Origin of the sequence: Streptomyces albidochromogenes, assembly GCF_005981925.1 — a bacterium.
Taxonomy (GTDB): Bacteria; Actinomycetota; Actinomycetes; order Streptomycetales; family Streptomycetaceae; genus Streptomyces; species Streptomyces albidochromogenes.
The window spans coordinates 1-15,930 of the sequence record NZ_VBVX01000153.1; the positions used below are offsets into that span (position 1 = coordinate 1).

19 protein-coding genes are annotated in these 15,930 nt (G+C 72.7%); 8 read left to right on the forward strand and 11 right to left on the reverse strand.

Going from position 1 to position 15,930, the window contains the following annotated elements:
- From E2E34_RS19985 to E2E34_RS19995, 3 genes are all read left to right on the forward strand, one after another.
- Positions 1–710, forward strand: a 710-nt coding sequence (locus E2E34_RS19985; RefSeq protein ID WP_138903290.1) for a class I SAM-dependent methyltransferase, incomplete at its 5' end; no start/stop codon positions are given.
- A gap of 5 nt (positions 711–715) precedes the next feature.
- A complete protein-coding gene (locus E2E34_RS19990; protein ID WP_138903291.1) occupies positions 716–1,639 on the forward strand; it encodes a DMT family transporter in 924 nt (307 codons plus the stop codon).
- Positions 1,626–1,874, forward strand: coding sequence for a Trm112 family protein (locus E2E34_RS19995; RefSeq protein WP_138903292.1), 249 nt, complete (start codon positions 1,626–1,628; stop codon positions 1,872–1,874). The genes E2E34_RS19990 and E2E34_RS19995 overlap by 14 nt, the downstream gene beginning before the upstream one ends.
- Before the next feature lie 15 nt (positions 1,875–1,889).
- Here E2E34_RS19995 and E2E34_RS20000 read toward each other — a convergent pair whose 3' ends face one another.
- The gene (locus tag E2E34_RS20000; RefSeq protein ID WP_138903293.1) at positions 1,890–2,900 is read right to left on the reverse strand and encodes a fibronectin type III domain-containing protein; all 1,011 of its coding nucleotides are present in this window, start codon (positions 2,898–2,900) and stop codon (positions 1,890–1,892) included.
- 131 nt (positions 2,901–3,031) lie between these two features.
- Here E2E34_RS20000 and E2E34_RS20005 point away from each other — a divergent pair, with 131 nt between their 5' ends.
- Positions 3,032–3,742, forward strand: coding sequence for a hypothetical protein (locus tag E2E34_RS20005; protein ID WP_138903294.1), 711 nt, complete (start codon positions 3,032–3,034; stop codon positions 3,740–3,742).
- Between the two features lie 101 nt (positions 3,743–3,843).
- On the opposite strand, the gene E2E34_RS20010 is transcribed toward E2E34_RS20005, so the two are convergent.
- Positions 3,844–4,527, reverse strand: a complete 684-nt coding sequence (locus tag E2E34_RS20010) for an alpha/beta fold hydrolase (RefSeq protein WP_138903295.1) — start codon at positions 4,525–4,527, stop codon at positions 3,844–3,846.
- Between the two features lie 307 nt (positions 4,528–4,834).
- On the opposite strand from E2E34_RS20010, the gene E2E34_RS20015 reads away from it, so the two are divergent.
- Genes E2E34_RS20015 through adfB form a run of 4 tightly spaced genes read left to right on the forward strand, consistent with a single transcriptional unit; the run spans position 4,835 to position 7,297 of the window.
- On the forward strand, positions 4,835–5,017 hold the full coding sequence (locus tag E2E34_RS20015) for a hypothetical protein (protein ID WP_138903296.1): 183 nt from the start codon (positions 4,835–4,837) through the stop codon (positions 5,015–5,017).
- Positions 5,014–5,406, forward strand: coding sequence for a lasso peptide biosynthesis protein (locus E2E34_RS20020; RefSeq protein ID WP_244315914.1), 393 nt, complete (start codon positions 5,014–5,016; stop codon positions 5,404–5,406). Before E2E34_RS20015 ends, E2E34_RS20020 begins: the two co-directional genes overlap by 4 nt.
- Complete coding sequence (locus E2E34_RS20025; protein WP_138903298.1) at positions 5,403–6,998, forward strand: amino acid adenylation domain-containing protein; 1,596 nt, start codon at positions 5,403–5,405, stop codon at positions 6,996–6,998. The genes E2E34_RS20020 and E2E34_RS20025 overlap by 4 nt, the downstream gene beginning before the upstream one ends.
- On the forward strand, positions 6,977–7,297 hold the full coding sequence (gene adfB / locus E2E34_RS20030; protein ID WP_138903299.1) for an actinodefensin-associated protein B: 321 nt from the start codon (positions 6,977–6,979) through the stop codon (positions 7,295–7,297). Before E2E34_RS20025 ends, adfB begins: the two co-directional genes overlap by 22 nt.
- A 57-nt stretch (positions 7,298–7,354) precedes the next feature.
- On the opposite strand, the gene E2E34_RS20035 is transcribed toward adfB, so the two are convergent.
- From E2E34_RS20035 to E2E34_RS20075, 9 genes are all read right to left on the reverse strand, one after another.
- A complete protein-coding gene (locus tag E2E34_RS20035; RefSeq protein ID WP_208765283.1) occupies positions 7,355–8,791 on the reverse strand; it encodes a nucleobase:cation symporter-2 family protein in 1,437 nt (478 codons plus the stop codon).
- A gap of 272 nt (positions 8,792–9,063) precedes the next feature.
- The gene (locus tag E2E34_RS20040; protein ID WP_138903300.1) at positions 9,064–10,449 is read right to left on the reverse strand and encodes an 8-oxoguanine deaminase; all 1,386 of its coding nucleotides are present in this window, start codon (positions 10,447–10,449) and stop codon (positions 9,064–9,066) included.
- Positions 10,450–10,488: 39 nt separating this feature from the next.
- Complete coding sequence (locus E2E34_RS20045) at positions 10,489–11,916, reverse strand: nucleobase:cation symporter-2 family protein (RefSeq protein ID WP_138903301.1); 1,428 nt, start codon at positions 11,914–11,916, stop codon at positions 10,489–10,491.
- Between the two features lie 72 nt (positions 11,917–11,988).
- Positions 11,989–12,912: a factor-independent urate hydroxylase gene (pucL, locus tag E2E34_RS20050; RefSeq protein WP_138903302.1), complete on the reverse strand. Its 924-nt coding sequence runs from the start codon at positions 12,910–12,912 to the stop codon at positions 11,989–11,991.
- 7 nt (positions 12,913–12,919) lie between these two features.
- Positions 12,920–13,309, reverse strand: a complete 390-nt coding sequence (gene uraH / locus E2E34_RS20055) for a hydroxyisourate hydrolase (protein ID WP_138903303.1) — start codon at positions 13,307–13,309, stop codon at positions 12,920–12,922.
- A gap of 6 nt (positions 13,310–13,315) precedes the next feature.
- A complete protein-coding gene (gene uraD / locus E2E34_RS20060; protein WP_138903304.1) occupies positions 13,316–13,822 on the reverse strand; it encodes a 2-oxo-4-hydroxy-4-carboxy-5-ureidoimidazoline decarboxylase in 507 nt (168 codons plus the stop codon).
- A 166-nt stretch (positions 13,823–13,988) separates the two neighbouring features.
- The gene (locus tag E2E34_RS20065; protein WP_138903307.1) at positions 13,989–14,318 is read right to left on the reverse strand and encodes a helix-turn-helix domain-containing protein; all 330 of its coding nucleotides are present in this window, start codon (positions 14,316–14,318) and stop codon (positions 13,989–13,991) included.
- 62 nt (positions 14,319–14,380) lie between these two features.
- Positions 14,381–14,632: a hypothetical protein gene (locus E2E34_RS20070; protein ID WP_069930333.1), complete on the reverse strand. Its 252-nt coding sequence runs from the start codon at positions 14,630–14,632 to the stop codon at positions 14,381–14,383.
- A gap of 50 nt (positions 14,633–14,682) precedes the next feature.
- Entirely contained in the window at positions 14,683–15,915 is a 1,233-nt protein-coding gene (locus E2E34_RS20075; RefSeq protein ID WP_138903305.1) for an ABC transporter permease, read from the reverse strand.
- Positions 15,916–15,930: the final 15 nt, after the last annotated feature.

The following is a 15,930-nucleotide window of genomic DNA, read 5'->3' on the forward strand; positions in this document are numbered from 1 at the left end:
CCCTCCAGGACTTCTACGAGAACCCGGCCGTCCCGGTGGCCTCCGGCACCCCGCGCACCCTGCGCCAGGCCCGCATCCTCGCCGCCGCCCTGCCCCGGCCGGGGGCGACCGTCCTGGACATCGGCTGCGGCGACGGCACGGCGGCGGCCACCGCCGCACCGCTGCTGCGCGACCACCGCGTCATCGGCGTCGACTGGTCCCAGGACGCGCTGCGCCGGGCCTCGCGGCACCTCACCCATGTCGTACGCGGCGAACTGGGCGACAACGGACTGCCCTTCGCCACGGGGGCGGCGGACGCGGTCCTCTTCAGCGAAGTGATCGAGCACCTGGTGGACCCCGACAGCGCCCTGGACGAGCTGAGACGCGTCCTGGCCCCCGGCGGCCACCTGATGCTCTCCACCCCCAACCTCGCCGCCTGGTACAACCGCGCCCTGCTCCTGGCCGGCACCCAGCCCGTCTTCTCGGAGGTGAGCCTGCGCGCGATCCACGGCCGCCCCGGCACCGAGGTGGTCGGCCACCTGCGCCTCTACACGGCCCGCGCGCTGCGCGAGTTCCTCACCGCGTCGGGCTTCGACGTCGTACGGATCACCGGCGCCCCCTTCCACGGCGTCCCCCGCCCGCTGCGCGCCCTGGACCGGCTGGTGTGCTCCGCCGCGCCCAGCGCGGCGTCGATCCTCCTGGCGCACGCCCGCCGCCGCGCGGCGGCCTGAGCGCGATGGGGTGGGGGGTGGCGGCGGCGCTGCTGGCGAACGTCCTGTACAGCGGGGGATTCGTCCTGCAGAAGCGCGCCCTGGCCGGGTTACCGGCGCTGAACGTCCGACGCCCCGCGCACCTGCTGCGCCACCTCCTGCGCAGCCCGCTGTGGATCGGCGGCTCCCTCGCCCTCGCCGGCGGCTTCGCGGCGCAGCTCGTCGTCTACCGGACGCTCCCGATGGCCGCCGCCCAGGGCCTGTTCGTCTCGGGGCTGGTCCTGCTCCTCCTCTTCTCCAACCGCTTCCTCGGTGAACGGACCTCGGCCCGCGAGCGGTACGCGCTGGCCGCCGTCCTCCTCGCCCTGCTCATGGTGGTCGGCTCGCTGCGCCAGAGCGCCGACAGCGTCGGCCGAAGCTCCCCTTTCGCCCTCGTCGTGCTGATCAGCGCCCTCTCCCTCGCCATCGGTCTCAGCCTGTACTCCGCCACCGAGCGCCGCATCGCGCACCGCCACCGCGCGCCGACCACCGACGGCGTCGCCTACGGCGTGGCGGTCGGCTTCGTCTACGGCGTCAGCTCGCTGGCCATCAAGGGCGTCTCCGGGCACCTCACCCCGGCCACCCTGGACGACCCGGCGGGCGCCGCGCTCACCCTGCTCACGGGGCCCTACCCGTACCTGCTCCTGATCACGGGAGCGACGGGCCTGCTGCTGTCCCAGACGGCGCTGCAGCGCTGCCGCGCCTCGCTCGTGGTCCCGGTCTGCACGACGACGTCCTGCCTCTACACCTCGGTCGTGGGCACCTTCGCCTTCGGCGAGTCGCTGCCCGACGACCCGGTGCGCCTGACCCTGCGCCTGGCCGGAGCCGTCCTCGCGGTGGGGGTCCTGCTGACTCTCGCCGCACACCAGCAAGAGCCCACCACCCAGGAGTTGAGCCGTGACCCCCGATGACCCGCTGCTGCAGATCCTGGCCTGCCCCCTCGACAAGGGCCCGCTGACGCTTCTCGAACCGGAGAACGCCCTCTACAACCCGCGTCTGCGGCGCCGCTACCCGATCGTCGACGGCATTCCCCAGCTGCTCCCCTCCTCGGGCGAACAGGTGGCGGAGAGCGAGCACCACCGCCTGCTGGCCCTGAGCGGGCCGGCGCTCACGCCCTCGGCTGAGTCCGAGCCGCCGGCGGGCTGAGCGCGCCGCGCCGGCTCACCGGGTCACGACGGTCCGCTGGGCCGAGAAGTCCCCCCACTTCCCGTCCGGCAGCTTCGCGCGCAGCTTGATGCTGTACCGCGTGCCGGCCGGCTCGCCGACCGTGAAGTGGTACGTCGCCCTCCCGGCCGGCGGCTGCGCGCCCCAGACGATCGTCGTCGCCAACTCGCCGTTGAGGAAGAGCTGGTGCTCCTTCACCTCTCCCCCGCCGCCGACCCGCGGCGGTGTCCACTCGACGTCGATGCCCCGCACCCCGGCCTTCGTGCGCGCCGTGGCCCGCAGGTCCCCGGGGGCGGTGGAGGGGCCGTCGCCGCGCCCGGGCGCGGTGGTCAGATCGAGGGCGGCGCTGTCCTTGGAAGAATTCTCGGCGGCGTCCCGGGCCCGGACGGTGAAGGTGTAGACGGCCCCGTGCCGCAGCCCGGTGACCCGGGCCGTGGTGGCGTCGCCGCGCACGCTGTGGACGCGGGAGTCCTCCTGGTAGATGTCGTACGACGTGACGGCCGTGTCGTCGGCGGCCCGCTGCCAGGACAGGCTCACGGCGCCGGTCCCCTCGACCCGCCCCCGCAGCTTCGCGGGCGCCGAGGGCGGCTTCCGGTCGTCCGGTGTGCGGGCCGGGGTCGTGACGGGGGCGGCCGCGCCGGCGGCGGAGAGGTTGCCGGCGGCGTCCCGCGCGCGGACGGTGAAGGTGTACCCCGTCGAGGGGGCGAGCCGGTCGATGTCGACCATGTGGCGGGTCCCGGTGACGGTCTTGACCCGGGCACCGTTCTCGTACACCTCGTACCCGGCGACGGCCCTGTCGTCCGTGGACCGGTCCCACATCACGTGCACCGAGGTGGCGCTGCCCGCCTGGGCCGTCACTCCGCCCGGCCGGGAGGGTTTCTCGGTGTCCCGTTCCGGCCCGGTGACGGCGCAGCCGACGACCGCCACCCCCGCCAGGGTGAGCAGGGTGACGGCAGAACAGATCGAACCGGTGCGTACGGTGGGGCGTTGCACGGTCGGACCCTCCATCCGGGGCATCCGGGGACAATGGTCCAGACCTGTATGCCACGGTGGGCGACGCCCGGCAAGAGTGCGCGCGGACCCCGCTATTAGGCTGACGCCCCAGAACGGACCGGATCACGAAATAGGGGGCCGCCCGGATGGCGATCACGTACAGAATGCTCGACCCCCGCGGCCACACCGGGCGTGGCCGCGACGCCTCCCTCGTCCCCGGGCCGGGGGCGCCCGTCGGCGTGGTCGCCGACGACGGTACGGAGCAGGGCGCGCGCCCCGTGGCGTACCTGCTGCGCAACACGGCCGCCGGAGGCCCGAACGCGTACCTCCCGGGCGCCCGGGAGATCCTGCTGTTCGCCGACGAGCGGTGCGGCGAGGTCCTCGCCTCGGTGACGACGGAGCACGGCACGGGCTTCGGGTTCGGCGGCCCGCGCTTCGTGTACCGGGTGCTGGACGCGGACGGGACGCCGATCGGCCGCATCGCGCTGCGGCGCGGGCGGATCTTCCGGATCGGCCGTTCCCACTGGACCGTGGAGCAGGCCGGCACGCCCCCGGTGCGCGGCTCGGCCGGCCGCCTGATGTGGTGGGCGCTGTGGTGGACCGTGCTTCTGCCGGTCAACGTGGCGCTGCTGTTCGCCGCCTTCACCGGCATGGCGCAGGACCCGGTCACGACGCCGCGCCGCATCGTGTGGCGCGACGGCGCGGGCCGGGCCGTGATGTCGTTCCGCGGCCTGGCGGGCGACTACCGGGTCGTGCGGGGCGACTGGGACCCGCGGCTGGTGGCATCGCTGGTGGCGATCCACCAGACGTACGTCTCGATCGCCATCAGCGACAGCACGGACTGGTACCACCGCTGAAACCGGGCGGCGCGCGCCGCCCGCCTCCGCGCGCCGTCGACCGTCCGGCCCGCGCGGGCGTCCTGGAGATCAGCCGGTACGGGGTGGGGCCCATACCGGAGTCAGCTGGTCATGAACTCGGTGACCTCGTGCGCGAACGGGCGGGGGCGCTCCTCGTGCACGAAGTGCCCGGCCGGGATGGTGATGAGCCGGCAGTCGGGGATGAGCGCGGCCATGTCCGGCATCCGGTCCTGCGGCAGGGAGCTGTCGGGGCCCCCGGTGATGATCATGGTCGGGGCGACGATCTCGCCGAGCGCCTCGGCCCAGTCCGGGTCGGGGTCGGCGAGCTGGCCCGTGATGGCCGCCGCGACGGGCCAGTCGTAGTCGACCGGCTCGTCGGGGCGCACGGTCAGTGCCCGCGTGACGCCGGGGAACGGCGGCGGGGTCTCCTCCAGGACGAGCCGTTCCACCCGGTCCGAGTTGTCCTGCGCCAGCAGTCGGGCGACGACGCCGCCCATGCCGTGGCCCACCACTCCGACCCGGTCCAGCTCCAGTTCGTCGAGGAAGCCCAGGACGTCGTCCCGCATGAGCTCCAGGGAGTAGTCGTCGGGCCAGTCGCTCTCACCGTGCCCGCGCAGGTCGATCGCGTAGACCCGCCATTCCTCGCCGAGCGCCTGCCCGGCCTCCTCCCAGCTCGCGGAGGACGAGCCGAGCGCGTGCAGGAGCACGACCGGCGCCCCGTACGCGTCGCCCCAGGTCCGGTAGGCCAGACGTACGTCACCGACATCCACCACAGAGTGCTCCATGCCCCCGACGCTACAGGCCGCGGCGGGTCGCTCCGACCGCGCGGGGGCGCGACCCCGCGGGAGGTCCCCGCCGGGTGAAGCGACCCGTCCGCCGCGCTCGCCGCCGAGGCCGCCTACAGCCGGACGGGTCCGCCCACAAGAGCGTGAGCGGCGCACCGTGCGCCGGGGGCCCCGCTCCCGCACGCCCGGTGACGGTCAGTACAGGTGACGATACTTTTTGTCACGGCTCAAGATCACGGGCAGCTCCACCGGCGGCGCGTCCCCGCGCTGCCCGGATGCCCGCGCCGCCACGGAGAAAGGGGACAACGTGACCACGACATCACTCGCCGCACGCCTCGCCGGTCCGGGCCTGCAGCAGCACCTGTTCGCCGCGCCGACCGCGGTGGCGGCGGCTTGCGAGACGTTCGGAGTCACGTGCTGGGGCGCGTCGGAGTGCTGCAGCGGCTGGTTCGGCTGGAAGTTCGGGGAGGGCCTTTCTTGTTGCTGGTGAAAGCGGCGCGCGGGGCGCGCCGGTTCGTGGAGTCCGTCAAGGGCGAGGACGGTTCGTACCGACTCGGCGACTGGCCGCGGGTGGAGCGCGCCGGGCGGCGGCGACGCGTCGCGGGCCCCCGGGACGCCGCCGCCGCCGTCGCGCGGCTGCGGGTCGCCCAGCGTCTGACCATGGGGTTCCTGGACCCGGTGGACGACGCGCTGTTCCTGGTGGCCGGGCTGCGGCGAATGGGCATCCCGGCCTCGTTCCACCTCGGCCGGGAGCTGGTCCCGGTCACGCCGCCCTCGGGTTTCTACGCGTGGGTGCAGTGCGGGGAAGCGGTGGTGAGTACATCGATGCCGGTACGGGAGACCTATGTAGAGGTCCATCGATCGGGGCGGGACCGATGACCGACGCGAGGACGGAGACGGAGGCGAGGACGGAGGCGGAGGCGGGCCCGGGAGCCACCGCGCGAGCCGGGGGGAGAACGCCGGCCGGGCCGCCCGCCCCGCCCGGGTTCGCGCGGGCGACGCGCACCGGCGTCGACTGCGCCGGCCCGGCCGGCTGGACGGACCCGCCGGGCGTACGGACCGGGCGGCCCGCGCCGGGCGTCTTCGAGCTGAGCCGGGACAGCCCGGGCGACCGGCCGGTCTACTACCGGGTGGGTCCCGGGCGCGTCGAGTGGGGCGAGGACCTGCGCGCGTTCCTCGCGGACGGCCGCCACCGGCCGCCCCGCACGGGCCAGTTGCTCGCCCTGGTCCACGGCACGGTTCCCTCGCCCGACGCCACGCTGCTGCCGGACGTGCGGCGGCTGGCGGTGGGGACCGTCGTACGGGTGGACGCGGCCGGGGTCACCGTCACGCGGCAGCGGCCGGAGCCGGCCGAGCCGGGGACGGGGCCGGCGGAGGCGGTGGGGCGGGCCCTGGACGGGCTGAACGGCGAGTACGCCATCGCCTACAGCGGAGGGCTCGCCTCGGCGTTCGTCGCCGCCAGCGCGCTGGCGGCGGGGCACCGGCCCGTCCTGCTGCACGCGGACTTCGGGGGCGCCCGGGGCGGCGGGGCACCCGCCGTGCCGACGCCGGTGCCGGGCCTGGAGATCCGCCGTGTCCCGGTCGACCCGGCGCTGCTGTTCGCGCACGAACCGGTCAGCGGACGCGAGCCCCTGCCGCCGCTGCCCGACACGGAGGTGCCGCGCCGGCTGATGGACCGGCTGAGCGAGAGCTGCGGGCTGCCAGTGGTGAGCGGAGGGCTGCTGAAGGACCTGGTGTCGGCCAGGCTGCCGGAGGCCGGTACGGGATACCGCGGGTGGCGCCTGCTGGGCTGCGAACCGTTCCACGTCAACGCCACCCTGCGCGGGCTCGCCGAGGCCCGCCGACTGCTCGGCGGGAACACGGTGTTCCCGCCCGGAGCGTACGACCGCGAGCCGGCGGACGGCCGGCCCCCGGGGCTGCCGGGGCCTCCGGGGTGGACCGGCGCAACCCCGCTGCCCGGGCTGACCGAGGAGGGAGAGGAGGCGCTGGCCGCCTCCCGGCGCGGGATGCTGGCCCTGTGGAAGGGGCACCTCGACTTCCTCGACCCGGTGACGGGCCGGGTGGTCGCGGGCCTGGAGGAGCGGGGCACGGGCGGGGCCGTCCTGCCCGCGCTGGACCCGCAGGTGATCGCGGCGGTGGCCGAACTGCGCCCCGCGAAGCTGGGACGCATCCGGCGCGGGGTCTTCCACAACCACCTTCCGCTCGAACGCGCCCTGCGCGGGCGGCGGATGCACGACCTGTGCCGCGCGCCCGCCGGCCACTGGCTGCGCCGGGGTGCTCTCGCCCACCTGCACCGGGAGCGGGGGCGGCTGCACGCCTGGCTGGAGCGCGAGCGAGCCCTGGCCGGCCTCGGCGTACTGGACGTGGACCGGGTCCTCGCGGTCCTGCGCGACGGGCGCGAACTGGCGGACCACGCCCTGCCGGTACTGCGTCTGGTGTGGATGTGCCAATGGCTGCGAGGCACCCGATGACGACACCCGACGCCCCGCCCCGGACCCCGGCGCCGGTGCCGGCCGTCCTGCGCCTGGCCCCGCACGTGACCCTCACCCGCCTGCCGTACGGCGGGGCCGTGCTGCTCAACACGGTGACCCTGGCGCTGGCCGAGTGCGGGGAACCCCAGGCCGCCGCCCTCGACGGCCTCCTGGCCTCCGGCCTGCCCCCCTCGGACCGCGAATCGCCGCCCGGCCGCCTGGCCGCCGAACTGCTCGCCACCGGGTGGCTGACGGCGCGGCCCCCGGGGCCGCGGCCGGCGGCCGGGCACCAGGGGTGAGACGCGTGCGGCGCGTACGGCACCGGAGGGGGTGCCGTACGCGCCGCACACCGCCGCCTAGTGGGCGGTGGCCGGGATCTGGTCCGGGATCTCGGGATGGGTGGGGGTCTCCTCCCCGGTGTCCTTCCCGCCCAGGTGGTTGAAGGCGAGGTTGAGGACGATGGCGACCACGCAGCCGGTGCTGATGCCGGAGTCGAGCACCACCAGGAGGTCCTCGGGGAACGCGTGGTAGAAGGTCGGCGCGGCGATCGGGATGAGTCCGATGCCGAGCGCGGCGGCGACGATCAGGGCGTTCTCGCCCTTTTCCAGCGCGGCGGTGGCGAGGGTCTGGATGCCGCTGGCCGCGACCGTACCGAAGAGGACGATTCCGGCGCCGCCGAGTACTGGCAGCGGTACGAGGGCGATCACGGAGGCCAGGACCGGGCACAGGCCGAGCAGGATCAGGATGCCGCCGCCGGTGGCGACGACGAACCGGCTGCGGACCTTCGTCATGGCGACCAGGCCGATGTTCTGCGCGAAGGCGCTGCACATGAACCCGTTGAACAGGGGGCTGATCGCGCTGCCGAGGGTGTCGGCGCGCAGGCCGCCCTCGATGGTCTTCTCGTCGGCCGGGCGGCCCACGATCTTGCCGAGGGCGAGCATGTCGGCGGTCGACTCGGTCATGCACACCAGCATCACGATGCACATGGAGATGATCGCGGCGATCTCGAACTGCGGGGCGCCGAAGTGGAAGGGGGTCGGGAAGCCCACCAGGTCGGCGTTCTTGATGGCGTCGAAGTGGGTGATGCCCACCGGGATCGCGATGAGCGTGCCCGCCGCGAGGCCGAGGAGGATCGCGATCTGCTGGAGGAAGCCGCGCAGCAGCTTCCGCAGCGCCAGCACGATCACGAAGGTCAGGGCGGCCATGCCGATGTTGGTCATCGAACCGTAGTCGTCGGCCTGGGAGTTGCCGCCCTGGGACCAGTTGAAGGCGACCGGCAGCAGGGACACGCCGATCAGGGTGATGACGGTGCCGGTGACGACGGGCGGGAAGAACCGGACGAGTTTGCAGAAGTACGGAGCCGCGAAGAAGCCCAGCACCCCCGCGACGATGATCGCTCCGAAGATGATCGGGATCGCGTTGTCGCCCTCGCCCTTGCCGATGGCGATCATCGGGGTCACTCCGGCGAACGAGACGCCGTTGACGAAGGGGAGCTTGGCGCCGATCTTCCAGAACCCGAGGGTCTGGAGCAGCGTGGCTATGCCGGCGGTGAAGAGGCTGGCCCCCATGAGGAAGGCCGTCTCCGTGGCGTCGAGGCCCACTGCGGGGCCGACGATCATCGGAGGGGCCACCACGCCGGCGTACATCGCGGCCACGTGCTGGAGGCCGCTGGTGAACATCTTGCCGGGCGGCAGTTTCTCGTCGACCGGGTGCTTCGGGTCGGGTCCGGACGGGGGTACGGACGGGTCGGATTCGGCGGATGCAGCTTTGCGAAACCTGGGCTTGGCGGCCACGGCGGTTCCTCCGGTCGGTTACACGCCAGCGGTGGGCATGGATGTCATGGAGGTGGTGCGGAGTGGTGCGTTGAAGCAGGTGGTGCAGACGTGCATGACGCATGGGGGGTGTGCGGATCGGCGGGGCCGTGGCCCGGTGACTCGTGTTCACCGTCCCCGGGGGTGCGGGCACTTGGGCGCGCACCCCCGGGCACAGCTGCCGTGGACCCCGCTCGGGTCCGCGGCCGCCGGCTGAGGGCCGTCCCCCTCAGCCGGACTTCCAGGGGGGTTGATCAGCCCTGCGCGACGATCCGCGCGAGGCGCTGCGCCTCGGCCCGCGCGTCGCGGGCCACGGCGTCCTCGTCCACCGTGATCAGGCGGTTGTCCTCGACGACGGGCTTGCCGTTGACGAGCGAGAGGGTGACCGGGGCCGCCGCGCCGAAGACGATCGCGGTGACCGGGTCGGCGATGGTGGAGTGGCCGATGCCGTCGATCTTCCACATCACCAGGTCGGCGAGCTTGCCGGCCTCCAGCGAACCGATCTGGTCCGCGCGGCCGAGCACCTGGGCGCCGCCGTAGGTTCCCAGGCGCAGCGCCTGACGGGCGTTGAGCGCCGCCTCGCGGTGTGCGCCGAGGCGGTTGATCAGGAGCGCGTTGCGCAGCTCGGTGTGGAGCTCGCCCGACTCGTTGGACGCCGTGCCGTCGACGCCGAGGCCGACCGGGACGCCGGCGGCCAGCATGTCCGGGACGCGGGCGATGCCTGCCGCGAGGCGGGCGTTGGAGGACGGGCAGTGGGCGACGCCCGTGCCCGTACGGGCGAAGGCGGCGATGTCGGAGTCGTTCATGTGGACGCAGTGGGCCATCCACACGTCGCTGCCGAGCCATCCGGTCGACTCGAAGTAGTCGGTCGGGCCCATGCCGAACAGTTCCTTGCAGAACTGCTCCTCCTCGACCGTCTCGCTGCCGTGGGTGTGCAGGCGCACCCCGAGGCGGCGGGCCAGTTCGGCGCCCTGCTTCATGAGTTCGGTGGAGACCGAGAACGGCGAGCAGGGGGCGACGGCCACCTGGGTCATCGCGTCGAAGGAGGCGTCGTGGTGCTTCTTGACGGTCTCCTCGGTCGCGGCGAGCGCGCCTTCGAGGGTCTCGACGGCGAAGTCCGGCGGCAGGCCGCCGTCCTTCTCGCTGCGGTCCATGGAGCCGCGGGCGAGGGTGAAGCGTACGCCCATGTCCGAGGCGGCGCCGATGACCGCGCCGGACAGGTCGCCCGAGCCCTTGGGGAAGACGTAGTGGTGGTCCATGGCGGTGGTGACACCGCCGCGGGCCATCATGGCCAGCGAGCCCTGCGCCGCCGCCTTCACCATGGCCTCGTCGATGCGCGCCCAGGTCGGGTACAGCGCGACGAGCCAGTTGAAGAGGTTGTGGTCGGTGGCCAGACCACGGGTGATCCACTGGTAGAAGTGGTGGTGGGTGTTGACCAGACCGGGCGTGACCAGGTGACCCGTGCCGTCGATGCGGCGCACGACGTTGTCGAGGCCCTCGGGGGCCTTGCCGGCGCCGACCGACTCGATGCGGTTGCCGGCGACCACGACGTAACCCGAGGCGTACTCGGTGTCGTTGGCGTCGACGGTGGCGATGGCACAGTTCTCGATGATGGTGCGCGCGGCTGCCGATGCTGCCATGGTGCGTCCTTCTCTCAGTGATGTGGGCACGGCAGGACCCTAGGAGGATTTGAGTGCCGCAGCCGCGTGGCTCCGGGTGCCGAGGTGGTGAAAGAACAGGTTGAGCAGGACCGCGACCAGGGCGCCGGCACTGATTCCGGAGCCGAGCACGGTCTGGGCCCAGGCGGGGAAGTCCGTGTAGAAGGCGGGCGCGGCGAGCGGGATGATGCCCGCGCCGAGCGCGACCGCCACGAGGATGATGTTGGAGCTGTCGTCCAGTCCGGCCTCGGAGAGCGTACGGATACCGCTGACCGCGATCGAGCCGAAGAGGACGATGCCCGCGCCGCCGAGCACCGGCATCGGGACGGTGGAGACGACCGCGCCGAGCACCGGGAAGGCGCCGAGGACCAGGAGCGCTCCGCCGGCGGCGGCGACGACGTACCGGCTGCGTACGCGGGTGAGCGTGACGACGCCGACGTTCTGGGCGAACGCGCTGGTCGGGAAGCCGCCGAAGACCGGACCGAACAGGGTCGCGATGCCGTCGGTGCGCAGGCCGCGGGTGAGGGTGCGCCCGTCGGTCCTGCGGTCGCAGATCTCGCCGAGCGCCAGCATCCCGGCCGACGACTCCGTCATCAGCACGAGCATCACGATGCACAGCGAGAGGATCGCGGCGGGCTGGAACTCGGGGGCGCCGAAGGCGAAGGGGGCGGGCAGCGCCGCGACCGGCGCGGACCGCAGGGCGCTGAAGTCGGCCATGCCGAACGGGATGGCGGCGAGCGTGCCGATCACCATGCCGAGCAGCAGCGCGACCTGCTTGACGAAGCCTTTCCCGAAGCGCTGGATCAGCAGGACGACCACGAGGGTGAAGGCGGCCAGGGCCAGGTACCTCATGGCGCCGAAGTCTGCGGCGGTCTTGTCGCCGCCCTGCGCCCAGGTGACGGGCACGGGCATCAGCGTGACGCCGATCAGGGTGATCACGACGCCGGTGACCAGGGGCGGGAAGAAGCGGAGCAGCCGGCCGAAGAAGGGCCCGACGGTGAGGCAGAAGACGCCGGCGACCATCACCGCGCCGTAGATCGCGGGGAGTTGGTGTCCGGGGGCGCTGGTCTCGGCGATGGCGAGCATCGGGGCGATGCCGGCCGAGGAGGCGGCGTTGACGAACGGCAGCCGGTTTCCGGCGAAGCCGCCGGCGCCGAGGGTCTGCAGGAGGGTGGCGAGACCGGCGATGAGCAGACTGGCGGCGATCAGCCGGGTCATGCCCGCGGCGTCCAGGCCGACGGCCTGGCCGATGATGAGCGGAGGGGTGACGACGCCCGCGTACATGGCGGCGATGTGCTGGAGCGCGGCGGGGACGAGCCGCGAGGGGGAGAGCTTCTCGTCCACCGGGTGGACGCCCTGGCCGGCGACCGGATCGACGACCGGTGCTGCCGGTGGGACGGAACACGGGCCGTCTGCTGCTTTCGCCGGCCCCGTTGCAGGCTGTGCCATGGGATGTTCCCTCCGGTCCGGTACGCCCCCGCCCCGCGCGTTCGGGGTGGGGGGGGACGTACCGGCCCCGCGTCAGAGGTTGGTCATGTCGACCGGGATCTTCGGCTCGACGCCGTCCCGCAGGATGGTGGCCTCGATGAGGCCGTACGGGCGGTCGGCGGCGAAGTAGACCTCGTTGTCGTTCTTCAGCCCGAAGGGCTCGAGGTCGACCAGGAAGTGGTGGTTGTTCGGCAGCGAGAAGCGGATCTCGTCGATCTCGCTCCGGCTGTTGATCACGCGCGAACCCATCTGGTACAGGGTCTGCTGGAGCGAGAGGGAGTACGTCTCGGCGAAGGCCTGCAGGATGTGCTTCTTGGCCTGCGCGTACGACTTCTCCCAGTTGGGCATCCGGTCGTCGTCGCTGGTCCAGTTGTAGCGCCAGACGGAGGCGACGTCGGTGCACAGGATGCGGTCGTACGCCTCCTTGAGCGTCGTGTACCGGTCCTTGACGTAACCCCAGAACTCCGAGTTGGTGGAGTTCATGACCGTGAGGTCCTTGAGGCCGGAGAGGACCTCCCAGTTCTCACCGTCGAAGGTGATCTGCGTGGTGCGCAGCTCCTGGCCCTTGCGGACGAAGGAGTGGTTGACCTCGTCGGAGCCGATGAACTTGGAGTTGTTGTCCGAGGTCGCGATGCGGTCCCAGGCGTACTCCTCGATCCGGATCCGCGCGCGCTTGATCGGCTCCTGCGACGTCACGAAGTGGCGTGCGAGGTGGATGCCGAACTGCTCGGCGGACTCGATGCCGTACTCCTTGGCGAACGCGTACACCGTGTTCTTGGTGGTGTCCGTCGGCAGGACGTTGGCGTTCGAGCCGGAGTAGTGCACGTCGTCCATGTCGCCGGAGAGGGCGACGGAGACGTTCAGGTCCTTGATGTGGTGGGTGTCGCCGTCCCGCGTGATCTTGACGACGCGGTTCTCTGCTTTGCCGTACTGGTTCTGGCCGAGAATCGTGGGCATGTCGGTGCTAGCTCCCTCGGTATACGGAGTAGCCGAACGGGTTGAGCAGCAGCGGTACGTGGAAGTGTTCGCCCGGCACGACGGCGAACGTGATCGCCACCTCCGGGAAGAACGCGCCGCTGTCCCTTACGCGGGGGGCGTCCTGCTGTGCCTCGGCTTGCTTCTTGGAGAAGTACGCCTCGGTCTCGAAGTCGAGACGTACGTGGGTCGTGCCTTCCGGCAGGGCCGGCAGGTCCTTGCAGCGCCCGTCCGCGTCGGTCGCGGAGCCGCCGAGCGCCACCCACTCGGCGTCACCGCCGCTGCGGGCGGTGAGCGAGACGGCGACGCCCTCGGCGGGGCGTCCGCTGCTGGTGTCCAGGATGTGCGTGGACACCGAAGCGGTGGTCGCGGTACTCATGAGTCCTCAGTCCTCTTCTACGAGACGAGTCAGCCGGATTCGGTTGATCTTCCCGAGTTCGGTGCGCACGATCTCGCGCTCCGCCTCGGCCGTGTTGCCGATCCGGTCCCGCATCGCGTCGCGCATCTGTTCACCGGTCGCACCGGTGGCGCAGATCAGAAAGACATGTCCGAACTTCTCCTGGTAGGCCAGGTTCAGTTCGAGCATCTCGGCTTTCAGTTCCTCGGACGCTCCGGCCATCCCCCGCTGTTCGCGGGAGGAGGTCGGGTCACCGGGCTTCGGCCGGCCGATCGGCGGGTGGCCCGCCATCGCTTCGGCCAGGTCCCCCGCGGTCAGTTCCGCCATGGCGGCGTCACTGGCGAGGAAGAGGGCTTCGGCGGTGGCGTACGGGCGCTGGGCGAGCACTTTGCTCCCCCACGCCGAGCTGGCGCACACCTCGTGGAGCGTGGCCGTGGCCTCGCTGTCCGCCGAGGTGTTGAACCGGGCGAGGCCCGGCGTCGAACCTGAAGTCACGGGAGCCTCCGTGGCGTGCTGGACGGGCTGCGCATAGCTAACGCCCTCAAGAACAGCTCGTCAACACTTTGTTGAAATATCGCGAACGCAAAAGCCGCCGACCCGTTGTCCGGGCGGCGGCCTCTGCGAATGATCGATCAAATATGCCCACGTACTGGACAGCCGGCTAGTCGCTCTTGGCCGCGTTCGCGGCGTTCTCCCTGTTCAGGTAGTTGTAGACGGTGAAGCGGCTGACCCCCAGGGCGCTCGCCACCGTCTCGACCCCGTGCCGCACGGAGAAGGCCCCGCGCGCCTCCAGGATCCGTACGACCGACTGCTTCTCCTTGCGGTCGAGCTCCGCCAGCGGCATCCCGTGGCGCCGCTCCAGGGCCGCCAGGATGTGGTCGAGGGAGTCCGACAGCTGGGGCAGCCGTACGGCGACCACGTCCCGGCCCTCCCAGGCGAGCACCACGTCGTCGCCCCGCGCCTGCTCCGGCACCATCATCTCGCCGCCCATGGCGTCGACCAGCGGCTTGACCGCCGTGACGAGGGGGTGGTCCTCGGGCCCGCTGAGATCCGTCACTTCTCGCCCTCCCCGATCACGTTGACCTGCAACGAGACCCGGGTGGCCCCCGCGTCCAGGGACCTGCGCAGCAGCGCGTCGACCGCCGTCAGCACCGCGTCCGCGCCCCCCTCGGCGGTGTTCCCGAACGGGCCTACGTCCACAGCGTCCAGCTCGGCCACCTGGATGACCTCGCGGGCGGCCAGCGCGTGCGCCGGCGCCTCGTCGAGGTCGAAGGGCTCGGTCGTGAACTCCACTCTCAATCGCACCATGCCCCCACGGTACTGGCGGCGGACGCGGCGCCGTCAGGCCGTGGCCGTCAGCCGGTCGCCAGCGCGGTGGTCGGCGAGATGCGCGCGGCCCGCATCGCCGGGTACAGCCCGGCGACGGCCCCGATGACCAGAGTGCCCGCCGCTCCCGCCAGCACCGCGCTCGCGGGCAGCGCGACCGGCCAGCCGCGGTGTCCGGCGTACGCGGCGGTGATCAGCAGCCCGAGGGCCGCGCCCCCGGCGCCACCGAGGCCGGAGAGCACCAGGGACTCGGTGAAGAACTGGTTGCGGACCTGGCCGCGGGTGGCGCCCAGGGCCCGGCGCAGACCGATCTCGCCGCGCCGCTCCAGCACCGCGATGACCATGGTGTTGGCCACCCCGATGCCGCCGACCAGCAGCGCGACCGCCCCGATGCCCAGCAGCAGCCCGGTGAACGCCTCGTCGGCGGCGAGCTTCGCGGCGAGCGCGTCGGACGGCCGGGCGACCCGCACCGCGTCGGGCTGCCCGGGGTTGACCGTACGGGCGAGGACGTCGCGCACGTCGGTCACGGCGTTCTCCTCGGCCCGGACGTACACGGCGGTGGGGTGGCCGTCGAACCCCAGCGTCCGCTCGGCGGCGCCGAAGCCGATCAGGGCCGCGCTGTTGAGCTCGGGCGCCAGGACGGCCGGCTCGATGATCCCGATCACCGTGAACCGGTGGCCGCCGATCTCGATCTGGACATCGGGGTGGGCGCGCACGACGCCCAGCCTGCGGGCCGTGGCGGAGCCGAGGACGACGGCCGGGTACTGGGCGGTGGCCCGGTTCAGCCAGGTGCCGCTGGAGGTCCGCACGCCGAGGGTGGCCAGCAGGTCGGGGTGGGCCGCGAAGACCTCCAGGGCGTTGGTCTCCTCGCGCGGGATCAGGTCGGAGCGGTACACCTCGGCGTCGATCCGGGCGACGGCGCTCACCTCGTCGACCGGCGGTACGCGCCGCACCATCGCGCTCACCCCGGCCGGGAACTTCGCCTCCCCGCCGGTCAGGGACTCCCCCGCCTCTGCGTGCAGCAGGTTGGTGCCCAGCGTGTCGAGGGTGGCCCGCAGGTCGGCGCGGCTGGAGGTCGAGATCCCGACCACGGCGACCATGGCGGCGATGCCGATGGAGATGCCCGCCGCGGACAGGACCGCGCGCAAGGGCTTCGCGCGCAGCCCGGACAGGCTCAGCCGCAGCACGTCGAGCGGGCCCAGCCGGGCGGGGCGCAGCGGCGGACGGGACGGGGAGCGGGTCGCGGAGCCGGGCGGGGTCATCGGGTGGCCTCCAGG